At 64.0% G+C, this 22,813-nt stretch carries 11 protein-coding genes and 1 pseudogene; 3 read left to right on the top strand and 9 right to left on the bottom strand.

Annotation, left to right across the window (positions count from 1 at the left end):
* Positions 1 to 142 precede the first annotated feature (142 nt).
* Positions 143 to 1,060, top strand: a complete 918-nt coding sequence (locus tag QJS31_RS06295; RefSeq protein WP_306356175.1) for a toprim domain-containing protein — start codon at positions 143 to 145, stop codon at positions 1,058 to 1,060.
* On the opposite strand, the gene QJS31_RS06290 is transcribed toward QJS31_RS06295, so the two are convergent.
* A complete protein-coding gene (locus tag QJS31_RS06290) occupies positions 1,061 to 2,074 on the bottom strand; it encodes a YdcF family protein (protein WP_306356174.1) in 1,014 nt (337 codons plus the stop codon).
* Between the two features lie 283 nt (positions 2,075 to 2,357).
* Between QJS31_RS06290 and QJS31_RS06285 the strand changes: the two genes are divergently transcribed.
* Together QJS31_RS06285 and QJS31_RS06280 are read left to right on the top strand one after the other, a co-directional pair.
* Positions 2,358 to 3,386 carry an NAD(P)/FAD-dependent oxidoreductase gene (locus QJS31_RS06285; RefSeq protein ID WP_306356173.1) on the top strand — a complete coding sequence of 343 codons (1,029 nt, stop codon included), beginning with the start codon at positions 2,358 to 2,360 and terminating at the stop codon, positions 3,384 to 3,386.
* A gap of 40 nt (positions 3,387 to 3,426) precedes the next feature.
* A complete protein-coding gene (locus tag QJS31_RS06280) occupies positions 3,427 to 4,356 on the top strand; it encodes an NAD-dependent epimerase/dehydratase family protein (RefSeq protein WP_306356172.1) in 930 nt (309 codons plus the stop codon).
* Positions 4,357 to 4,415: 59 nt separating this feature from the next.
* On the opposite strand, the gene QJS31_RS06275 is transcribed toward QJS31_RS06280, so the two are convergent.
* The 8 genes and pseudogenes from QJS31_RS06275 to QJS31_RS06245 all read right to left on the bottom strand — a co-directional run bounded on the left by QJS31_RS06275 (position 4,416) and on the right by QJS31_RS06245 (position 22,687).
* Complete coding sequence (locus QJS31_RS06275; protein WP_306356171.1) at positions 4,416 to 4,934, bottom strand: DUF1992 domain-containing protein; 519 nt, start codon at positions 4,932 to 4,934, stop codon at positions 4,416 to 4,418.
* Between the two features lie 13 nt (positions 4,935 to 4,947).
* Positions 4,948 to 5,214, bottom strand: coding sequence for a DUF2277 domain-containing protein (locus QJS31_RS06270; RefSeq protein ID WP_039811582.1), 267 nt, complete (start codon positions 5,212 to 5,214; stop codon positions 4,948 to 4,950).
* A 78-nt stretch (positions 5,215 to 5,292) separates the two neighbouring features.
* Positions 5,293 to 5,410: pseudogene (locus tag QJS31_RS37335) on the bottom strand (DUF4352 domain-containing protein); the annotation flags it as partial.
* A 290-nt stretch (positions 5,411 to 5,700) separates the two neighbouring features.
* Positions 5,701 to 7,809 carry a UvrD-helicase domain-containing protein gene (locus tag QJS31_RS06265; RefSeq protein WP_306356170.1) on the bottom strand — a complete coding sequence of 703 codons (2,109 nt, stop codon included), beginning with the start codon at positions 7,807 to 7,809 and terminating at the stop codon, positions 5,701 to 5,703.
* 1 nt (position 7,810) lies between these two features.
* The gene (locus tag QJS31_RS06260) at positions 7,811 to 11,959 is read right to left on the bottom strand and encodes an Eco57I restriction-modification methylase domain-containing protein (RefSeq protein WP_306356169.1); all 4,149 of its coding nucleotides are present in this window, start codon (positions 11,957 to 11,959) and stop codon (positions 7,811 to 7,813) included.
* The gene (locus tag QJS31_RS06255) at positions 11,959 to 14,841 is read right to left on the bottom strand and encodes a helicase-related protein (RefSeq protein ID WP_306356168.1); all 2,883 of its coding nucleotides are present in this window, start codon (positions 14,839 to 14,841) and stop codon (positions 11,959 to 11,961) included. The genes QJS31_RS06260 and QJS31_RS06255 overlap by 1 nt, the downstream gene beginning before the upstream one ends.
* Positions 14,841 to 21,050 carry a protein kinase gene (locus QJS31_RS06250; protein WP_306356167.1) on the bottom strand — a complete coding sequence of 2,070 codons (6,210 nt, stop codon included), beginning with the start codon at positions 21,048 to 21,050 and terminating at the stop codon, positions 14,841 to 14,843. Before QJS31_RS06250 ends, QJS31_RS06255 begins: the two co-directional genes overlap by 1 nt.
* On the bottom strand, positions 21,047 to 22,687 hold the full coding sequence (locus QJS31_RS06245) for an N-6 DNA methylase (protein ID WP_306356166.1): 1,641 nt from the start codon (positions 22,685 to 22,687) through the stop codon (positions 21,047 to 21,049). Before QJS31_RS06245 ends, QJS31_RS06250 begins: the two co-directional genes overlap by 4 nt.
* Between the last annotated feature and the right edge of the window lie 126 nt (positions 22,688 to 22,813).

Raw genomic sequence — 22,813 nt, 5'->3', positions numbered from 1 at the left:
CTGCTTTCCGGCGACCCGTTGTCCGCCGGAAGGTCACGGAAACCGCTCAAACCGTCCGCCGTCGTCCCCGGTACGTACAGGCGCAAGCGACGTTCGCATCGGCCCCCTCCCCCGAGGTACACCGGAATCGGGAGGACACGCCATGGGCACCAACCGATCCTGGGACACCATTACCGGCGCGCTCGACCGGGTCAGCGGCCCCGGCCGCACCAGCGGCGAATGGACCCGCTACCTGTGCCCGGTGCACGAGGGTGACGGACGCCGTCACCACCCCTCGCTCGGAGTCGTCTACGACCGGAAGAAGAGACGCACCGTGGTGCGCTGTTTCGCCGGATGCCCGGACGAACGGGTACTGGAACGGCTCGGACTGCGGGTGCGCGACCTGTTCGACCGACCGCTCCCGCACGCCGGACGCACCCCGCGACCGTGCCCGGAACCGTCGCTCGCCGATCGCGCCCTGCTGGCCGCCGGACTGCCGCTCGCGACGCCCTCCCGCGATCTGGGACGCCCACTCGGCGCGCCCCGTCGGGTCGCCGTCTATGTGTACGAACGGCTCGACAGGCGGCCGGTGGGTCGCGTCCACCGCATGCACATTCCCCATGAGCGCGGCCGGGCGAAAACTTTCTGGCAGCAGCGCATGACCGACAGTGGTTGGCGGCGCGGCGGATTCGCGCGCATTCCCTTCCACCTGCCGACGATCGTGCCCGCGGTTCGCGCCGGTGCCGACATATTCGTCTGCGAGGGCGAACGGGATGTGCTCACCGCCCGCCACTGCGGGGTGTACGCCACCTGCAATGCGGGCGGCGCGCTCGGCTGGCACCCCGAACACGCGACCTGGCTGCGCGGGGCGCGGCGGGTGATCATCGTCGCGGACCGGGACGCGCCGGGCTACCGGCGGGCCGTCCGGGTGGCGACGACACTGATGGGCTCGGTCGCGGAACTGCGCGTGGTCGAGGCCCGGGACGGCAAGGACCTCACCGATCACTGCGATGCCGGACATCAGATCAGCGAACTCGATCCGGTGCCGCTGCTGGACGCCCACTATCGACGACGCCGCTAGCTATTGCTCACCCGGAATGGCCGCGAGGATCAGCACCAGCAGCGGCGGTGCCGCCGCGAGCGCCGCACAGACCGTCAGATAGAACCATTTGTGCTCGAACAGGATGCCGACGAACTCGCGCAGCACCGCACTCGGCAGGTAGTACAGCGCGGTCGGTGATCCCACCACCGCGGCGTCCAAGCCCATGCGCCGCGCCAGAATCGCGGTACGCAGGGCGTGGAAATTGCTCGTCACCAACAACATTCGGGTACTGATTCCACGCTCGGCGAGCAGTTGCCGGGTGAACAGCAGGTTCTCGCGCGTGGTCGCGGAACGGTTCTCCCGCAGGATGGCGGCGTCGGGCAGTCCGCGGTCGATGAGGTAGCCCGCCATGGCGTCGGCCTCGGCCAGCTCCTCGTCGGAGCCCTTGCCGCCGCTGGTGACCAGCAGTGGCCGGTACCCGGAGGCGACCTCGGCCGCGTACACCTCGAGTGCCTTGTCCAGACGGCCGGCCAACAGCGGCGGCACCCGGGAGCCGATCAGCCCCGAACCGTGCACCACGATCGCGCCCGCACCGCGCCCGGCGGGCAGGCGCAGATAGACGAACGAGTACAGCAGGAAGGCCAGCAGCAGGAAGCCGATGAAGCTGACCACCAGCGTGCCCGAGGCCAGCACCACCGCCAGCCACAGGTTCCCGCTGACGAGCGCCACCACGAACAGCACATACGGTGCGACGAGGGCGATACCGAGTCCGAGGGACAGCAGGTTCGCCACCCGCCGACCCTCCCGGCGCGCCATGTGCACGCCGTTCGCCATGAGCAGACCGGCGAGTACGAGCACCAGCAGCGGCGACAGCATCACCAGCAACGCGGCGAGAACGGCGAGCATGCTCTCGGAGTCGTAGTCCACCACGCCGATCACACTGAAGATGAGCGCGGCGAGCAGCACCACCCCGTTGACCAGCCGCCGCGGCTCCCGGACGATCAGGACAACGAATACCCCCAGCAGAGCGAGACCGAGCAGCAGCGCTATCACTCCGCCACGGTAACCGCGCCCGAGCTCGCGGCCCCGGCTCGGCGCGCCGCACCACGGAACGGTCACCGGGAATTCGCGCGGCCGCATACCCGGCAATAACGGAGCGTAAGCCGCATAGCGGACAACATATTCCAACTCGACCGAAGAAAACCGGAATCCGACCTAGGCTCGATTCCAGCAACCCCGCGTGTGCTGATCATTTGCTATGCGCTCGTACAGGGATCGGCTATCGTCGGGAAGGCCGGTCGGGAATCGTGTCGACCGGTAGCGGTCAGGAGGTGCTGTGGTCACGATCATCGGCGGCGGAATCGCCGGAACAGTCCTGGCTGGATCGCTGGCCTGCCATGAAAGGACGGCCCGGGTATTCGAGCGGCGCACGCCGGGCGGCGACGGGTCATTCCTCGTCCTGGACCGGCATGCTCATGATGTGCTGGCGGAACTCGAAGTACCGTCTACCGCACTGATGGCGGCGTCGTATCCAGTCTCCGGGTTCCGCTTCCACTACCTGGCACCGGGCCGGGACCAACTGAACAGCCGCGGGCATCGGCTGTATCGGCGACCCGAACTCATGCGCGCGCTCATCGAATTCGCGCGCGGGTCGGGAGCCGATCTGCATTTCGACACACCGGTCACCGATGTCGACCCGACCAGCGGCACCGTGCGCAGCGGCAATCATGTCGTCGCCATCGACGATCTGGTGATCGCCGCCGACGGCGTCGACTCCGTGGGGCGCACCCGCCTGGAACCCGAACGCACCCCCGAATACGCCGGGCAGGTCATCTTCTACGGCACCACGATCGGACCCGTCCGCCTGTCGACCGAACCCTCGGTCCTGCACTTCGACGGCCGCCTCGGCGCGGGCATCCTGCCGACCAGCAGTTTCGGACACCTCTGGAACGACGAGGCCGCCTTCTGGTTCGCGCGCCTGACCCGACCGCCGATACCTCAGCGGGAGACCGGATTCCATCCGGTCTCGGTCTGGGCCGAGCACATTCGCGCCGCCGCACCCAATACCGACATCATCGACCAACTGCTCGATCACACCGAGACCCTGCATGTCTCCAATGCCCGCACGGTCCCCTTCGACACCGCGAAGCCGCCGCAGCCGCCACTGATCCTGTGCGGTGACGCCGACCACGCCATCACCCCTGCCGCCGGGCGCGGAGCCTGCGAGGCCATCGACGATGCGGACGCACTGCATCGCGCCATCCTCACCGGGTCGGATCCGGCCGCGGCCATGGTCGTGCGGCGGCGGCGCATCGCGGCCGAGCGGGAAGAGGCGCAGCGGCTGTACGCACGGGCGCGCTCGTAGGGAGCAGGGCGTACGTTCTCCCGGTGGAGAGGAGTCGGTCGTGCGGGTACTGGTGACGGGGGCCGAAGGCTATGTAGGGCGGGCGGTCGTCGCGGCATTGCGGAGCAGCGGATTCCAACCGGTCGCGATGGTACGCAGGCGGCCGACTGCCACCTCGGAAGCGGTGCGCGAGCTGCCGACGGAGTGCGCGGATATCCGGATCGCCGAGCTGCTCGACGCGGCCGCGGTACGGGAGGCCGTGGAGAGCGTCGATGCCGTCTGCCATCTGGCCGGACTGGGGCGCGCCCGCGAGTCGCTGACCGATCCGCTGCGATATTTCCGGGTCAACACCGGGGGAACGGTCACCCTGCTGGAGGCCATGGCCGATGCCGGTGTGCGCCGAATCGTGCTGGCCTCGACGGCTTCCATCTATGGATCACCGGAGCTGCAACCCATGGGCGAGGCACTGCCGGACGCGCCGCCGCACCCGTACGCGAGCAGTAAGCTGGCGGCCGAACTCGCCGTCGAAGCGCAGGCGAGCACCGGTCGGCTCGCGGCGGCCGTGCTACGGCTGTCGAATATCGCGGGCGGTGCGGATCCCGACCCGACCCGGCTGATTCCGCGCGCCCTCGCGGCCGCTCTCGACGGCACTCCCCTGACGATCAACGGCGACGGCACCGCGGTTCGTGACTACCTCCATGTGCGCGATGCCGCAACGGCTTTCGTGGCCGTGCTCGAGCATCTGCCGCTCCGGGGACCATCACGCCGCTACAACATCGGCAGCGGGAAAGGCTCGAGCGTTCTCGATGTGGCCGCCGCCGTCGAGCGCGTCACCGGACGCCGCGTCCCCCTGGTCCACGGCCCGGCCGTGCCCGAACCGCGCACGCTGATCATCGATCCCAGTCGCGCTGTCGGTGAAATCGGCTGGGCACCACGTGCTTCCGATCTCGACGCGCTCGTTCAGGACTGCTGGGAACAGCGTCGGAGGTAGGCCGCTGCCTCGTGTGGCCGCCACGGCGGCGCCGCTGGCTCTGTGGCCACCACGGCGGCTCAGTGCCGCCGGCCGCCCCACAGCCGATGCCACCAGCGCGTCGGCGCATCGGTCCGGTCGCGGCTGGGTTCGTCGGAGTCGGCGCGGACGGTTCCGATAGCTGTTTCGGTCGCCGTCACCCGGTCGCTTCGCCATCGCGCGACCACCTCGTCCGCATCCACGGGCCGGATCGGCACGGCCGGTCCGACCGGCATCCGCAGCCACTCCACAATGCGCCGATTGAGTTCTCCGACCGTTTCGCGCACCTGAGCCTCCGAGTTCGCGTCGCGCACGCTCTCGTCGATCCGCTCGATATCCCGCCGCAGCAGCAGCGCGGGCGGCAGCAGCGCGTCCCCCGAAACCCCCTCCCGTTTCAGATACCCGTGCAACCACCAGTTCTCGTCGACCGGCGTCCCCTCCCCCGGGATCGGCTTCCCCGCTCCTTCCAGATCGTCGAACTCACCGCGCTCGGTCGCCTCCCGAATCTGCCGATCGATCCAGGATTCGAACCCCATCCCCGCCGGTTTCCGCTCAACCATGCGAGCCTCCCGCTCAGGCGCGCTGCATGCGCGCCCGCACCTCGGGCCGTCGCAACGGCGGCACGGTCTTGGGCGGCACCCGCCGCTCCGGCAGCGCGTCCAACAGTCGTTCGGTGGCCGCCGCGATCTCCGCCACGGCGGCATCCACCGCCGCCCGATTGGTGTCGGACACGCTCGACAGCCCGCCGACCTTCCGCACGTATTGCAGCGCGGCGGCATTGATCTCCTCCGGCGTAGCCGCCGGTTCCAGCCCTCGCAGGGCGGTGATATTTCGGCACATAACCCGAGGCTAGCGCGCCGCACCGACACCCGGCAGCCCGTGATTCGAACTGCTCGGTGCCGGTCGGCGCGACCTTCGCTATTCGAGTGCGACCCGCGCGCCTCCGGAGAACATCGAGTCGTGGAACTCGATGGCGGTGATCCGGGTACCGACCGGGGATATCGAAGATGATCGTCTTCGACACCGGCAGGCCGGGTTTTTTGAGCCCGGTATCGATGGTCGATTCCGCCTTGAACTCCCGCACGGGGTAAACCGGCGGGCGCCCCCGAGGTGCTCCTTGCATTGCATTTAGCGGGCTGGCAAACGGGTTGCAGCGCCACCAGAGACCGCGCCCCTGACCGCGTCGATCTCGTCCGCATTGATCACCAATGCCACGATCTCAAGATCGTCCGGCCGTCCCATCTCTACGGGTGCCACTGTGGTCCACGCACTTGTCTCGTCATCAGGGACCGCTCAGTAGTTGCGGGTGTGAGGTGCTTGTTGAACCTACGACGCCGTGGCCGGGCCGGGCAGATGCGCCAGAAACTCACTGGGTTGGCCGTGCCAGGTCACCACGAGCTGTTCTCTGGCGCGTGTGCACGCAACGAAGAGTAGGCATCGCTCCCGTTGGATATCCAGGCGATGTTTGTGTTCGTCCTCGACCGCGGGGGTTACTGCTGCAGCCTCTGGTACCTGCTTAGCGCCGATACCACCGGTGATCAGGCAGCGGAATTCGAGGCCCTTCATGCGGTGCATGGTGGCGACGGCAGTACCGGCGAGATGGCGGTTCCGATCCAATAGCACCGCGTCGAGATTGGCTGCTCGGAGCGCCTTTTCGATTCGACGGCCGTACCACGCGGCACGCACTGCGATTCCGATCTCCTCCGGTGCAACTCCGTGATCTACCCAGTCCCGCACCCTCTTGACGATATGTTCTATTTCGGCTCTAGCGGTATCGAATCCGACGACTATGGGGGAGCGTCCGTGGACGTCGGAACGGCAGCCAGCGATGGAGTCGAGGCCCTCCATCATGTCGTCGACCTGTTCACCGCGCAGGAGCGCTAGACTCCAACCAAGAATTTCGGCGGTGGTGCGGTAGTTGATGGGGAGGCGGCGGCTGCGGCCCGAGACGAAGACGCCGACTTCGCGGAGGGTCACTCTGTTGTCATAGATGCGTTGATGAGTATCACCGGCGATGAAGATGTCGTCGGGAGCGTGGGCCACGGCAGCCCGGAGCACTCGCCACTGGTTGGGGCTTAGGTCTTGGGCTTCGTCGACGAGGATGTGGCGGTACGGCTTGGCGGGACTACCAGCGAGTAGGCGGGCGGCCTCGCGGGCTACGGTTTCGTGGGTCCAGCGGCGAGTCTCGGCGAGTTCCTCCTCGAAGGCGGATACCGCGGTCCAAACGCGGATCTTCTGTTGGGGTCCAAGGCGTTTGCCGCGACCCGGACGTTTGGCTTCCTGGTAGCCCATCAGCGTGGTGAGCTGTTGCGCCAGAATGACATGCCGCCATTCTTCGGCAAGAAATGCTGCGGACATGCCGGTTTCGAGGCGTTCGGTGATCTCAGTCCACAGGGCCGCCTGTTCTTCCTGGTTGAGGATGGTCAGGCGGCCATGTTCGGCACTGACCACCTGATGGGCGAAGCGGTCGACATGGGTGAAGGTTACATTCGAACGGGACCAATTGCCGTCGACCAGAATGTCGAAGTCGTCCTCCATGGTGCTAGCCAGATTTGCCGTGAAAGTTGTGACCAGCAACTTTCCTTCGCTCCGTTCGGAGAGCCGGCGCGCACGATGGAGCACGACGACGGTTTTACCTGTGCCAGGGCCGCCGGTCACCCGGGCGGGACCGGTGAACACAGCGTTGGCGAGCGCACGCTGTGTCGGGTGAAGGTAGATGCGCCAGAGGGCGAATGGGTCAGCGAAAGCGGCCATCAGTTCATCCGGTCCACCCACCAATGCCACACGGTCAGTGCTGCGGTGGATGGCGGAGTCCAGGTCGGTTGCATCCAAGGCGGTGCCGACGGGGACATCCACACCGAGATGCGACCACACTTCGTCCGGAGTGTAGCTTGCGGCCAACCCGTACAACACTTCCCACTGGGTGGTGGGCAGATAGCGTTTGGCGGCTTCCAGTTGATCCACGTCGGTCAGGGCGCGAGCGAAGGGCAATGTGGTCTCGTCGATGCCAAGGCGAGTGAGATCACAGTCCTTCACATGGGCCAGCAAGCGCGCAGGCGTGTGTTCGGCCGATGCCTCGAAAACCCGCAGCGCCTCGGACATGGCGTCGTCGTCGCGGATCTCGATGCGATGGTCGGCGTGATTGACCGAAATAGAACGGCGGCAGGCCCACTGATAGGCGTCATCGTGTGGAAGGACCTTCAGCAGCGTGTACAGGTCGCCGGACTCCGGAGCGAGCACGATGCCACGCCAGAAGTCGTCGATGCGCACCGAACGGTAGCGGCTGTTGCGTGCGTTCTTGATCTTCTCCAGGTGCGCACCGGTGTTCTTGGTCGACTCGAACTTCGTGAGGAGGTCGACGGTTCGCTTCTGAACCGGGGGTTCGAGTTTGGCGAAGTCGAGCATGAAATCGCGGTGGATTGCGAGCTGGGCCATGTTAGTTCCCCATGTCCTGGGCGACGGGCACCCGCAAAGCGTGACGGCGGCCGTGGCCTGGTGGAGGGTCCAATAGTGAGCAGAAATTCTCTCCGTCATGCAACGGATGATCGAGATCGACACCGGCATATGCCATCCGGTCGAAGGCTTCCAGAACCAGCTCCTTGGTGCGGTAGGTGCCATACTTGGCTATCTCGTTGTTCTTTAGTCCACCGCCTGAGTCGGACTGGAAGGTCTCGAGGATGTACTCCGCATCGACGCGATCTATCCCATACAGGTGGAAGAAGTACGCATCCAACTCGGCCCGAATTTTGGTGCGGCGGTGCTCGTCCCAGCGAAAGGGTGGGGCGTTGTCGTCGAGGTCTCGAGCCAGACCCTCCATGTCGTAGGCAGTGTAAACGAGTTCGAGAACACGAGGCGTGATAAATGCCGTGTGCGGCTTCAGCATGGCCGGGGTGGGGACTGGAAGCTGCTTCCAGATAAACAGCTTCATATGCGCATCGCTGATCTTCTGCCGACTTACGAAGTCGAATACGAGAGAGCTCTGCACAGCGATCAGTGCAGCGACAAGGTTTGGTGCCACATGTGAGAACATCAAGGGGAATGTGTGCATGGCAGGGGTACGCGGAATAAAGGCTGGGATGGCAGTTCGCTCATTTGTTGATGCAGTCACGTCGCACCATCCGCACAGCCATTCCCTCGTCCAGTGCACGTCATTCAGCCGCGGCGCCAGGCCAAGCGCCTTGATCTCCTTGCCTCGCCGTTTGACTGGGATTCTTTCCTCTGCTGAGATCCAGTTTAGGGAAACGACGGAACGCTCGGGATCGAGGAGGTCATGATCGTTCAAGTACCGGGGTTGGTTCTGCCTGTTGACAGCGGTCGCACTCTTGACGACATCCGCAGCTCGATGGTTGAAGAAGTCGACCATCTTCGCCTCGTACACGGGCAACATCCGCTTCCCGTCCCGTTCGAATGTGTTCCCTTTGAGTTCCCAACCATCACGAAGGAGGTCGTCACGATCGCGTAATAGGTCGCCGTCATTGGCATTTCTGAAAAGATACTTGAATTCGATGTGCCATGGATTGCCACTACCCGGACTCTCGTCACGCAGCACCGGAAACCGTTGATATATAGCGATTGCGAGATCGGCATCGCGGCGTGATCGAAATATTGGAAGAGTTCCAGTGTTCGGGCTTAGAAGGTCGATTTCTTTAGAATCGAGAGGAAAGACCTTGCTGGTATCATCGAGATTGCCAGCATCCGTTAGAAAGAAGGCGAACTGCGCTGCGGACTCATGGAGACCCCTGCCGAGCAGTGAAAGTAGGCAGAACTTCTGCCGGGAATCTACACCGGGGAATATCTTCGCCCTATTCTCGAAATCGTAAAGGGCTGCGAGAGATTCTCGCCTAGTGAAGTCGCCGAATAGGAATTGACCTCCTGCACTTGTAGCGATAGCTGTCGGAACAATGCACCCGAAACGCCCACCAGGATCAACGATGGACGAGAACCGCTCCACAAACAGCTGGTCGGCCTGGAGTTTTGTAACCCCGCCTGCGGTGAGACTCTTAGCGCACAGCGGAAATGTACCCGAGGTTGCCGCGAACATCGAAGTCGACTTCAATCTGCGTCGCTCGCCCTGGTATTGAACGGCGGCTTCAGGATTCTCCTTCTCCCAGTCTGCGATGCGCCGCCCACGAGCCGTTCCCGAGAGCGCGGCAATCGAAGGCTCTACGCCATCAAAATACTTCTTGTCCTCCCACTCGAGTCGTTCCCATGGGGGGTTCCCCAGCACGCAGGAGAAGCCACCAGACCACCCTGTGACTGGGTCGACGTCGACTTCGGAAGCATCCTCGGGCACAGTGAAGATCTCGGGAAACTCCAAGTGCCAATGGAAGAACCGGTACCGGTCACGCAGTCTCCTGATCTCGTCATGGGTTGCTCTTGGAGCGGATTCCTCGTGCGGATCCTGTAAGGAGAGAAAGACATCTTGCGTTATGGTCAGCGGTGCGTCATGAGTCTTGTGCCACATGAAGGCGGCGCACCAAGCGTCCGCGATATGGAGCGCATGCTGAAACTCCGCCGACGTTCCCCATGCCGCATAGGCGGCCTCTTGCTTCCGAACCTGCGTGAGATGTGCTGCAGGAGCGCGGGTAATGCGCCTGACGTCGGACGCGAAGGATGTATTGCTGACTTTCGGCCCGTTATTCAGGTCCCAAAGCCCGCCCTGGCCCTCGTGCGCCTTCCGGTTGAGTGTTTCCCAGGATTTCGAGATTTTCGGGTCGTCGCCCTCAACAGGTTTGAATGCCTCGTCTGGGATGCCATTACGCAGGGTTGCCGGTGTTGCACCGATCAGTCCATTACCGTGCTTGATGTGTGCGTCCAGGAAACCAAGGGCCACACCAGGTTCCATAGCTTCCAGCCATAGAGAGACTTTTGCGAGGTCAACCGCCATGGGATTTAGGTCGACACCGTAAACACATCGTCCTATGACTTCGTGCAGCGCGTGACGCACCGTGGGAGGAGTCGGCTCAGGGTTGTTCTCGCGTATGGCAGCGACTCGTTTTGCGATGCGGCGGGCAGCGGCAACGAGAAAGTGACCGGAACCACAGGCTGGATCACAGACGGTGATCGATAACAGTTCGGCGACGACCGCCTCAGCCGGGTCGGTTTCACCTGTAGCTCTCGCCCTTTCAAGGCCACGACGCTGGGCGTCGTCAATAACAGGGTTGAGTGTGGAATCGAGCAGCGGATCGATGAGAGTTGTTGGCGTATAGAACGATCCGGTCTTCTTACGGTCGTTACCCAGCCGGTTGACAAGCTCGAAGGTGCGATCGACGGTACGCTGCGGCACCAGTTCCAGCAGCGATTCGTACACCGATCCGAGTTCCTCGGCGTCCATATTGCGGTAGTCGACGGGACGCCAGCGTCGGGTGTCCTCATCCCACACCCGAGCCAAAGCGCGAACCGCGTCCAGCAGATGCTGGTTCGACATGACCAAACCGCGCAAGGGACGGTCAGCTGGACGATCGTCGAAAAGGCCGCCCAGCCCAGGCAAGCCGAGCTCGGGTCGGCCGTTCTCGTCGCCGAGTGCATCGAAGGTGATTGTCAGCGCACGGTACAGGTCAGTGTGCGCGGTGCCGCGGCGATTACGTGCTTGATCCCGCAGGCGTTCGGTAGAGAAGTAGCGCCGGTATCGTTCTCGTGCTTGGGATGTGGCGTCGGGAGTGTGTAGAAGGTCGCGGTCTTCAATGACGAACAGGAAGATCAGCCGGTATACCAGTCGTAGCAGTGCCGTGCGCAGCGCCTCATTGTCGACCGTGCGGAGCGCCTCGTCGTTCTCCGGACGTTTGAGAAAACCGGTGCCCAGCGCGACGATCGCGTCTTCCACACCCTTCCGGTACTGGTCCAGCGCCCGCACGCCGGTTTCGATGGCCTTGAGACGCCACTTCTCCAGCCAGCACGTCGATGCGGGTTCACCCTCTTGGACGGTGAAGCGGGAGACGTGCAGCAATCGGAACAACAGCACGAAATCGCTGAACAGCTCGCCATCGAAGATGGCTTCGAGATCGAATTCGACGTAGGCGGCGGTGGCGAACGAACTGGAGTCCCGCAGCAGCCGTAGTTGGCGTCCATTGGTGAGGATGCCCCACAACTGGGACTTGGAGCGGTTCAAGCACTCTTGCACCAAGGATTGCGCTGGCACTGAGCTGCTGCCGGACTTCTTGTCCAGCTTGGTATTCCACGCGACGAGGTGAATCGGGACGTGATTCCAGTGGTGGCTGATGGCGAAGTGCTTCTCGCCGTCGTCCGATGCGATGCCGGCCGGGCCGACAGCGGAGAGTTTGCCGAAGCCCAGTTCGCCGAACAGCGGCTCGAGCCAACCCGTGACCGCGATGCCTCGCGGGTCGGCGGGTGCTTCGGCGTCGCGGGTGGAGGGAAGTTCCTTGCGCAGTTCTCGCCATGCGGACTTCAGGTAGTCCCAATGGCGTTCGGCTTCGTCGCGCACCGACTGCATGCCGACGACACCGTAGTCGACAGGTTTGGAGCCGTCGACATCCTTGCCACCGGCGATGCGGTTCAGCATCTCAACTGGGAGGAGGCCACCGACAGACTGCACCGCCGAAAATCCCCGTTCACGTCCCGTCGCCATCAGGCTTGTCCCTCCATCTGGGCTGGAAGATAGACATACACGCCGAGAATGTCGGCGCCTGGCTGTGCCTGTACTTCGACGCCGCCGATGATCTCGCCGTAGGCGGAGCGGACCCGCCGATGTGAATCTCGCAGGCGTTCGGCTAGTTCCACGCCCTGGGCATCCAGGTAGGAGCCGACCTTGTCGGGGAGGCCGTCGAGGATGCGGGTCATGGTGCGTTCCCCGAGCAGCGGATCGGTATTGGCGGCAGCCTCCGCGGCCAGCAAGGCGGTGGCCGCATCGGGGGTCAGCCACGCCGCCTCCGCGGCAGCACCTTCGAAGCCGAAAACCCTGGTGTCCTCGGCCACCAATTCTCTGCTGCCGCTTCGGGATCGCAACGACAGATGGAATCGGTAGCGGACCACCAGTACCGTGGTGCGGATGCTGACCGCGGCGGTGCGAATCACTCCGCAGCGTCGGGCGGGGCGGCGGGTGTCGTCCGCGGTCACTTCGAGGGCCGAGTTGAGCACGTAGGTGGCCAGTGCTGCGACAACGGGGTCGGTGCGCACTAGTGCTGCTTCCCCACGCGTGACCGCTGCGTTGGCACGGAATGGCAGCGTCTTGCCGTTGGACACAATGCCTGCCCCGACCGCGGCGTCGAGGGCGTCGCGCACACCGAGCGGGCAACTGGACAGATCTGCGGTGAAACCGCTTGCTCCGTCATCCCGAAGGACCGCGCCCAGCATGGTCAGGGCAGTGCGAACGAATTCCCCGACCTCCCCGGGGTCACCCAGCGCGTCTCGAGTGGCGGCCACCTCCCGGGCTACCTCGTCGAGATGAATGGCGTTCTGGGCGAACCGGGAACGGGAGGCTTTCTCCCGCTCCGCGGTTGAGATCCATTCGTGTTCCAGCTCATCGGCCTTCGCTTCGACCTCGCCCAGCAGTTCGTCGATGGCGAACAAGCCCTCCTGCTGCCGGTCCTCTCCACGCATCAGCACCCATTCCCAGATGGCATCGCTGACCGCAGCCGACTGCTCATCGGGCACCGATACCGAAATGCCGAGTGAGTCGCGGATGCGGCGGTGCTTCTGGATGAGCACGTCGAGGACCTTGCCGTCGATGCCGTTGTCGCTGCCGTACATGGTGATGACCTTGACCTGGTCACGGCGCTGCCCATAGCGGTCGACCCGACCCTCTCGCTGGTCGTGTCGTGTCGGATTCCAGGCCAGGTCGTAGTGTACGACGGCGTCGAAGGAGTTCTGCAGGTTGACGCCCTCGGACAGACAGTCGGTCGCGACCAGTACCCGGCGGGCAGCCGGCTCGTCGCGGGTCAGATCTGCCAACTCCTCGATGCGCTGGATACGCTGCTGCGGGGACAGGGTTCCGGTGACTGCGCGGACATGCGTGTTCCTGCCGAGCTTGAGGTCCAGATATTCCGCCACGTATTCGGCGGTGGGGATGAAGCGGCAGAACACAATGGGGTGATAGCCCTCCTTCAGCAGGGCTTTGACATGTTTGATGAGAACGTCGAGTTTGCGATCGGTCTTCGGGCCTTCCAAACTCTCGGCCCGTTCGGCAAGTTCTGCGAGCCGGTTGACCGTTGCTTCCATCGCCGCGCCCGGAGCGACATCCATACCTTCCAGCACGTCGGCGTCAACAAAGTCGCGGGCTCCAGGGGCGCCGAGTTCATCGGCCTCTTCCGCCGTTGCCGCGAGCACCGCGGCCGAACGGGTGCGCAAGGTCTGAGCCGCAGCGCGCGGCGAGGACACCAGTGACCGCAGCAATGCGATAGCCGACCACCAGGCGATACGAGCTTCGCGTTTGCCATGCTCACCGGCGGAGACTACCCGGTCGCGGGCGTAGGCGATGGCGTCGTCGAGCAACGCGCGGTACTCGGGCGACAATCGGTAGGGTTCGTTGAGAATGAGCCGATCGGACGGGAACGCGGTTTCCTCGTCGAGATACTTGCGGATGTCGGCGCGGCGGCGCTGAACCAGGTGCTGGGCCAACAGGATTCGGCCCGGTCCCTTGGTGATGTCGAGGGCAGCGAAATCGGGTCGCAGCAATCCCAGCAGATTCCGGAACGTGGATTCCTTGCCGCTGTGCGGAGTCGCGGTCACCAACACCAGGTGCCGGTCGGTGCGGGCGATCTTGTCCAGGAGTTCGAACCGCAGCTGGCGTTCGCGGGCGCCGGTCTCGTCGGAGGCCACACAGGTGTGGGCTTCGTCGACGATCACCAGGTCCGGGCAGTGTTCGACGAATTCGTCGCGGTGGCGGGTGGATTTGATGAAGTCTGTCGACACCACCACGTGCTGATACTTCTGGAACAGCGATTGTCCCAGCTCGAGTCCGCGCTCCAGCCGCGGAACCGTCGACGACAGCACCAGTTCGGCGTCGAGCCCGAACTTGCTGCGCAGCTCGTCTTGCCATTGTTCGGCCAGGGCGGGTGAGCAGAGCACGGCGATTCGCCGGGCATCGCCTTGGGCGAGAAGTTCTGCGGCGACCAACCCGGCCTCGACGGTCTTTCCGATGCCCACGTCGTCGGCGATCAGCAGCCGCACCGTGGACTGTCGCAGTGCCATCAGCAGCGGAAGCACCTGATAGGGCCGCGGTTCCACCGCGATTCCCGCGAGTGACCGGAACGGACCTGCACCGGAACGGAATCCGACCCGCAATGCGGTCCGCAGCAGTCCGGCTGCGTGAGCATCACCCAGGTCAGATGCCTCGGGGGGTGGGAATGCGGCGCTGGAGACCGTCTCGAATCCCGGAAAGACGGCAGCGATTTCATCGTCCGCGCCACCGAGCGGACGCAGCACGAGCATGTCGGCTTCGGACGCGGGCAGCACCACCCAATCTCGTCCCCGCGCCGACACCAGTGATCCGACCACGAAGTTGTGTGTCATCAGCCCTTCACTCCAAAGTAGCGGGGATACTTCCGGACAACCTCGGCCCAGTCATCGTCATAGCGGACACGGACCACATCCCAGCCCAGATCGAACAGACGCTCCTCGGCCGACTCGTCACGTTCGGCGATGGAGGCGTGATCGTGCACCGGACCGTCGATGAAGACTGCGACATTGCCGCCGGGCAGGAAGTAAACGAAGTCGGGGCGGGCGAACGCCCCGGGTACCACTACCTGAGCGTCATCGGGTAGCCGAAACCCATTGTCCTTCAAATATTTCGCAAACTTGGTCTCCAGGGTGGATTCCGCACGGCTCACCAGGCGACGCTGCTGTTCGGTGCGGGACTCCCCGGGACCGGTGGACCGAGTCTCGGCCGCGGCCAGAAGCTTCAGTAGATCACGTGCCGCATGCCGATCGATCTCTGCGTGATACGGCTGATTGCCGTAGGTGAGCAGGCAGTCGTAACAGCCACGCGCACAGGCACCTTCGGTCCCCGGGCCGCGCAGATCGTTGCCGTCGGCGTCGAAATGGCAGATCTGCAGTGCTTCCCGGGCAGCATCTCGCAGAGCATGACGTTCCGCTTCCAGTCGCCGCAGCACACCCGCGCCGCCCTCCGCCGCTTCGGTGAACAAGATGCGGTCACGCGGTCCGGTGTCCGGTGGAAGCAGTTCGGATTCCAGTTCCGAATCCTCCAGCTCGAATCGTGCCTCGATACCCCGCTCCAGGGCGAACATCACCGACAGTGCGACCGACCGTTCCACAGGCTGGGCCAAGGTCAGCACCACGATATTGCGACTGTCCTCGACATACGGCAGAACGCGCTTCTTGTGCCGCTGGTTGCCGTCGGCGTCGGCGACCCGCAACTCCGAGGTATCGCCGGCGGCATCGGCGGCATCGGCTTCGTTCATCCAGCTGCCGTCTGCCGGATCGAGCCAATAACCGTACGGCTCATCTTCTTTCGCGCGCAGTCGGCCAACATTGGTGATCCGAACCGTCGCGGAATCACCATAGGACACCGTGGCAATTCGCTGATCTCCGTCGACTACCAACGCATCTCGGCGGCCCGGTCGCGCTCCGTGCCGGTTGAACCGGTAGGAAGTCATCAACCGGAATCCTGCCCGGCGCCGCTCCTCCTCGTCGGAGGTGATGCGCTCACGCAGTTTGGTGTACACCGTATGCAGCTTGAGGAGTCCGGTCGTTGCCTCAGGCAGCGGCGCTTTGCACATTTCACAGCGATCGGCGCGATCCTCGGCCGGATGGTGATAGCCACAGTTTGCGCAGCGTTTGGCGGCGCTGGTAACCACGTCGGCGCCCGTGCCTGATTCGAGCTGAATCCGGTCCACCTGGTAGCGGGCACCTTCGTGGTAGATCAGCGCGCCGGGCCCGAATTCGCGGATAGCGACGAAGCGGGACCGTTGCAGGTAGTCGCCGTCCCCGAAACCGCGACCGGACGGGATGTAGGCCGCCAGGGGCAGGCGTGGGAACGAATAGCCGGGCAGGAAGCCCTCGCTGGCCAGATACCGATACGGGTTGAAGTCGGACAGCACCGACTTGCTCTCCGGACCTTCGTTCTTCAGTAGATCCAAGCGCGTCTCCGCCTCTTTGCGACGGCTGGCCGCCAACTGCCGGTCGCGTTCGGTGAGCGTGTGGTCGAGACGGCGGCGATTCTGTTCGGCCTGGTCGACCAATGCAGCCCGATACAGGATCCGCCACCGCCCGAACGCATCGTCGAACTTCACCTGGGCGTGTTCGATGCACTGTTCCAACCACTGGTCGTCCCACCACGTCGTCTCCGTGGAGAACGTCGACAGCAGCTCCCCGAACGCGGTCCGCGCGGCGTGCATACTGCGCTCCCGCACGTCCCGGCGCGTGATCTTCTCGAGCACATGATCGTGCAGCGGCAACCCAGGGTCCGGGTGACGAGCATCCTCGTCGTAGCCGATATCGATCACATTCGGTATCGCCCGGCCCAACGCCAAGCCGGTTTCGGCCAGCCAGATGGCCTGGATATGTGACCGGACCAGGTCCTCGTTGGCGAGATCCAATCGCGGCGGCTGCACTTTGCCCGCCACCATCCGCTCGGAACGGCGGAAGTAGTAGTGGTCATGGCTGTTGCCGTTGGCACAGTAGGTGACCACCAACGCCGGCTGCCCTTGACGACCGGCACGTCCGCTGCGCTGCACATAGTTCGCCGGTGTTGGCGGCACATTTCGCATCAGCACGGCATTCAGCGAGGCGATGTCGACGCCGAGTTCCATGGTGGGCGAACAGTACATTACCGGAAGCTCCGCGTGCCGGAACGCGTCCTCTCGCTGTTCGCGCTTTCCGGGGTCGATCTGTGCGGTGTGTTCGAGAGCGTGCAGGCCGGCCAATTCGATGGCGGTCTCCCGGTACAACTGCCGGAAGAACCGGTTGACCCGCGGCCCGTCACCGCTGGCGTAGGTGCGGTTCACCGGATCGTGGACACCGGATTTCCCGGGGCCTGCCCGCCAGACCATCGCGGCCGCGGAGACACGGTAGCCGGTGCGCGCGGACTCGCGGCGAAACCGGGCGCGGCCGGTGCGCGTGGGTTCCACGGTCACCTGGGTGACCAGGCCGGCGTCTGCCATCACCGTCAGCAGGTCGGCGATGATCACCTGCAGGTCGGCGGTTTTCAGATCGCGAAAATGCTTACGCCGCAGGTATTTCGCGAATTTTCCGCGCCCGGAGAGGAACAGGCCCGAACGGTCCATGCCGGGCTTGGACCCCTGTGGATATGCGGTGCCGATGCGGGGCCGATCGCTGTCCGACAACGCCCAGTTGTCACGGAGTCGTTCCTCACTGGCGCGTTTGAGGGTGTCGAAATCGTCGCGGAAGTGCTGGACGTCGATGGCCAGCCCCCAGCGCATCTGGTCGAGCAGTACACGCATGATCTCGGCGCGCTGTGCGCCGTCGGCGTTGCGGAGCGGAGCGCAAGCCTTGATCCACCGGTCCTGTTCGTCGGCAGTCCATTCCACATCGGGATAGTCGATGCGCAGCAGGCCGGTCTGTTCGAGATTGGGCATGGTCACCCGCCAGCCGCGCTCCAGATCCAGGTAAAGGCGGAACGCGACGGTGTCGCGCAGGGTGCGGGAAGCGTTGCGCGCCAGGGTCGGTGCGGGGTTGGGAACTCTCACGAAATCGGCGGGCTTCAGGCCCAACGCGTTCGTGACGCGTGCGGCCAGCTCCTCGTGTTCGACGCCTTCGTCCCCGGCATCCGTCAACGCGCGGTAGAGGGCCCCCCGCAGCTGCGCGACCTGCACGAAGTCGTTGAAATGGCCTGCTTGTAGTGCGGCGTCCTGCCGGTTGTCCACAAAGGACAACAATTTCCGCGCCTTCTTGTCGAGAGCGTCGGCCGGAACCGCCTTGAGCGCCCGCACGATCGACGCGGACACCAGTGACGTCGCAGACGATCGCGCTTCCTGGTCGAGTGACGCCAGGCGCGCGAAATCACGACCTCGAGTCTGCTCGTAGCTGACGCCGCAATGCAGGCAGAACAGGAACGGCGACGGAATGAACACCGCATGTAGCTCACCCGCGTCTTCGGTTCCGAACGGATCGACAGTGACAGGACGCGGCACGCGCGGCAGATAGGACTTTCGCACCGTGTCCTCGCCGTCCTTGTCCGGCTCGAGCCAGGATTCGGGTAGCCGCCGATTCTCGATCGCCTCGGCCACGGTGCGCGGCCAGGACTGCTCCGGATCGATGTATAGATGGCCATCGGTGCGGTCGCCGCCGGTCGCATCGATGTTCTTGCGCGGTTGGTAGACGTAGCGGCCGTCCCGACGGGTACGGAACACCGCCAAGTACTCCTGGCCGCATTCTCGGCAGAAGGCCAACGGCAGGAAGATCTTTCCGGTTCCAGGTTCCTCGAGTTGGTAGTCTCTCGTCATCGAGCGTGAACGCGGGTCCTCAAGGGTGACGTACACCGTATCCCCTTTGGACAGGAACTGATGCAGCCGGAACGCGAACAGCGGACGTTCGGTCACCGGATGGTTCACCTGCGAACCCGCCTCGAGAGTCTCACGAATCGCCTGGGCGCACAGCTCGGCAGACAGGCCGCTGTCTTGCGCCAGTTCCGCGGCGGCGGCCTCGATCTTGGCGGGCCGCTGCCGGACCACGCGCCCGGACTCCTTCTCCTCATCCAGACCGAAATAGGACTCGATCCAGCGGGCGAGCGGGTCCTTGACAAGGCTGGAGTAATCACGCGGCGCGGGGGAGGAAAGTCGTTCGGCCGAAACCGTTTCCGGTGCCGCATCGGTGGCCCGCACCAACGTTTCACCGATCACGCGTTCAGGAGCAATTGTGGAACCGAACAGCGTGGATGCCACGCCTGCGACTACCTGGCGCTGGTCATCGAAGGAGCCTTCAGTCGACATCGTCGCCGACGTGCCGATGCATTGGAGAGCGTCGGCCTGGCACGCTTCACGAACTCGCCGAATCAGCAACGCCACATCCGCGCCTTGGCGTCCTCGGTAGGTGTGCAGTTCGTCGAAGACGAGAAACTCGAGCCCCTTGGCCATGCGGATCAGCGACTTGCGCTCTTCCGGGCGAGTCAGCATCAGTTCCAACATGACGTAATTGGTCAGCAGAATGTCCGGCGGGTTATTACGGATCTCCTCCCGCTCGATCTCGTCCTCCTGACCGGTATAGCGGGCATAGGTGACCCGTTCCCCACCCTCGCCGTAACCGTCAGTGAGAAACTTCTTCAACTCCTCCCGCTGGCTGTTGGCCAAGGCATTCATGGGGTAGACGATGATCGCGCGCACCCGCTTGCCGGTGTCGGAGTCGTCTCTCACCCGCAATACGCGATCGACGATCGGCACGATGTAGGACAGAGATTTGCCCGAACCGGTACCGGTCGTGAGTACATAGGACTCACCAGACTGAGAGGCTTCGATCGCTTCGCGCTGATGCTGGTGCAACGTGAGGGGAGTTCCATCGCAGACGGTGCCGTCGACAGTCTTGTCCCGCTGGAAGATTCGTACGCATTCCTCGTGCAGGACACCCGCACCCGCCAGCTCGAGCAGGTGGCCGCCGGAAGCGAAGAACGGGTTGAGTGAAATCCAGGGGTCCGGCCACTGAGACTTGGCTTCCATGTCCTTGCGGACGAATTCCTTGACATCGGGGTCGCGGATGATCAGGCCGCCCTCGTTGAAGGCTCGGTAGTCATCAATCAACCGTCGGTGCAGGCCGAAGACATCCATGCCGAGGCCGGGCGCCGGCTCGGGTATCTCCGCATTCCTAGCCGGAACACTCTCCTGCGCGACCGGTTCCGCCGACAACGCGGAGTAGATAGCCGGATCGAAATCGTGCCAGCCAGATACCTGGTCGTCGCCGACGGCAAAGGAAGTGAGAGCCTCACTGACGGTGCGTGCATCTTCGGGACGCTCCGCTGGGTCCTTGCTGAGCAGCTGTTCGATGAGGCGGAGCAGCCCGGAGGGGACCTCGGAACGTTGCGGGCCGATCGGTGGCACCGGATCGTTGATGTGCTTTCTGGTCAGCTCGTATGCCGAGACAGCGTGGAACGGCGGTACGCCGGTGATCATCTCGTAGAGAACGCATCCCAGCGCGTACAGGTCGGCCGCCGGTGTCACTGTCCGTTCGGCGCGGCATTGCTCGGGAGCCATATAGCGGGCAGTTCCCACCGCCACACCAGTGCTGGTCAGACGGTCGTCGACGTCGCCGATGATTCGGCCCATCCCGAAATCCAGGACTTTCACCGCGCCGCCGCGCACCAGCATCACATTGGCGGGCTTGAGATCTCGATGCACGACGTCCGCATCATGTGCTGCGGCGAGTCCCGCGGCGATCTGGGCTCCGATAGCGGCGACCCAGCTGGTCGGAAGTGGGCTCTGCTCATCGATCAGTTCCTTGAGAGTCCGACCGTCCAGGAATTCCATGGCGAGATAGGGGTTTCCGCTCTCATCGATACCGCCGTCGACAGTTCGTACGAGGTTGGGATGGACAAGTTTGCGCATGATGCGGATCTCGCGATCGAACCTGTCGAGAAGCTTGAGATCGGCGTCGGAATCGAAGCTCTGGCCGTATCGGTTCTGTCGGACAAGTTTCACCGCGACAGGCGCGTCATCGACAGCCTGGACATCCTCGCCACGGTGCACCTCCCCCATGTTGCCGCGGCCGATCGGGCTGGTCAGACGGAATCGTCCCGCGATCATTTTCGAGTTCACCGGATCTCCTCGTCGGCGACAGGCTTGAGATTTCCACTGGTGAGGCCATCGTGAGCCAGGCGCGCTGCGTGCTCAGCGACTTTCGCCAGGCGTTCGGCGGCGTGCTGCACCGCCTCGAGGCGCCGGAACATCGCGCCATACGCCTGCTGCGTGTCCATATCGAGTTGGGGCACTTTCGCTGACCTGGGATCCACGCGGAAGCTGCCGCTGGATGATGTGCTTCGGCGAGTATTCGACGAGCTGCGGACAAATCCGCTCAGAAAGTCCGCGTCGACCTGATCCGTATGTGATATCAAGGCCTTGTCATCGGCCGATACCAGCCCGTGGCGAATCAACTCGCCCACATCGAGAGCCATCGCTCGATCCCACCCGGATGCTGCCGCCAGTCGGGGCAGCGCATCTGTCAATTCGCTCAGCAACCGTTCGAATTCCGTTCGTGCCGAGGCATATTGGCCCCCGATGTCCCCACCATGCGGAACAACATACCGCGAGGGCGTCAGGTCTACCTCGTCATCGAGCAGAGCTACCGGCGACACTGTCACCGCGCGGTCCCACACTTCGGCCATGTCGATGTCGCCGTCCTCGTCGGACAGGTCGAGCATTCGCACTCCGGCATCGGCCGGGGTGCGGCGCAAGACCCAGACGTGGACCGGCAGTGCGTTGCCCGCCACCGCGCCGGCAGGCAGCTGAAGGATCGCTTCGACGTGACCGCCACGAATCATCTCGGCACGAATTCTCTTGCCGGAACGGCGATATGCCGCCGCCAACGGCAATGCGACGATCGCTCGACCGCCGGGAGCCGCGTGGGCGAAACAGTGCTGCAGCCATGCGAGCTCGCCTTCGGACTTCGGAGGTATACCGAACTCCCAGCGGGTGTCAACCAGCAGATCGTCACGACCCCAATCGGTCAAGGTTCGCGGAGGATCGCAAACAACCACCTGGGCTTTGAAATCCGCAAAGCGATCGTCTCGCAAGGAGTCTCCAGTCTCAGCATGGAGAGGGATGTGCGCGAGGGCTGCGCGGTGAACCAGAAATTCAACCGCGGAGCGACGCGAATCCTGCCCGACCCGTTCGGTATTGCGTGAGCCAACGGCGAGCAGCAGGTCACCCTGACCGCATGCGGGGTCGAATACGGACGTCGCATCCTCACCGACCAGCTGCGAAATCACACCGACCAGCAAAGGCGTAGAGATGAGTTCGCCGCTGCCGCGACCGGCGGAACCGACGTACCGAGCGGCGAGATGCGACAACAGATCAGTCGAGCCACGGTCGATACCGAGCCGTTGCACCAGCGCTGTCGTCGCAGCCGACAGTTCGCCGGCCCCCGGCTCCCGCAGCTCTTTCCCTACGGCCGCGAAACCAGCAACCATGTCGTCGCCGAACTGGGATCTCAGCCCTTGCCATAGCGCGACTTCGTCGGAGACATCCCGGCCTCGGCCGGTGCGTTCAAGCCAATCCTTGACCTCGGACAGCGAGAACAACGGCGCTGTGGCCGTCCCTTCGACTCCGTCTGGAAAATCCGGGTAGCGCCGCCGCCAGTTGGAAACAGCCGCCCGTGTCACGCCCGCGAGCCGAGAGATCTCTACCAGAGAGATCAAGGGCTCGCCTGTTGCCGTCACAACCATGAGTGTATCCAATCCGTTAGCGGTAGATCAAAAAGTCGTTGTGTTGACGATGTTAACACGCTAGTGTCGTGCCATGGCGTGAACATCTGCGGAGGGTGCTCAGCAAATCAGTAGTGCTCAAACGATTGAGGAAGGCAG

This window comes from Nocardia sp. CC213A (assembly GCF_030766805.1).
Taxonomy (GTDB): domain Bacteria; phylum Actinomycetota; class Actinomycetes; order Mycobacteriales; family Mycobacteriaceae; genus Nocardia; species Nocardia otitidiscaviarum.
This window is presented reverse-complemented; position numbering and strand designations above follow the sequence as displayed.

What these genes read in the sequence shown, in the direction of transcription:
- QJS31_RS06265 (WP_306356170.1), bottom strand. Translation starts at nt 7,809, where the DNA reads ATGGCCCAGCTCGCAATCCACCGCGATTTCATGCTCGACTTCGCCAAA.
- QJS31_RS06275 (WP_306356171.1), bottom strand. Translation starts at nt 4,934, where the DNA reads ATGGTTGAGCGGAAACCGGCGGGGATGGGGTTCGAATCCTGGATCGAT.
- QJS31_RS06270 (WP_039811582.1), bottom strand. Translation starts at nt 5,214, where the DNA reads ATGTGCCGAAATATCACCGCCCTGCGAGGGCTGGAACCGGCGGCTACG.
- QJS31_RS06255 (WP_306356168.1), bottom strand. Translation starts at nt 14,841, where the DNA reads ATGACACACAACTTCGTGGTCGGATCACTGGTGTCGGCGCGGGGACGA.
- QJS31_RS06260 (WP_306356169.1), bottom strand. Translation starts at nt 11,959, where the DNA reads ATGGCGACGGGACGTGAACGGGGATTTTCGGCGGTGCAGTCTGTCGGT.
- QJS31_RS06295 (WP_306356175.1), top strand. Translation starts at nt 143, where the DNA reads ATGGGCACCAACCGATCCTGGGACACCATTACCGGCGCGCTCGACCGG.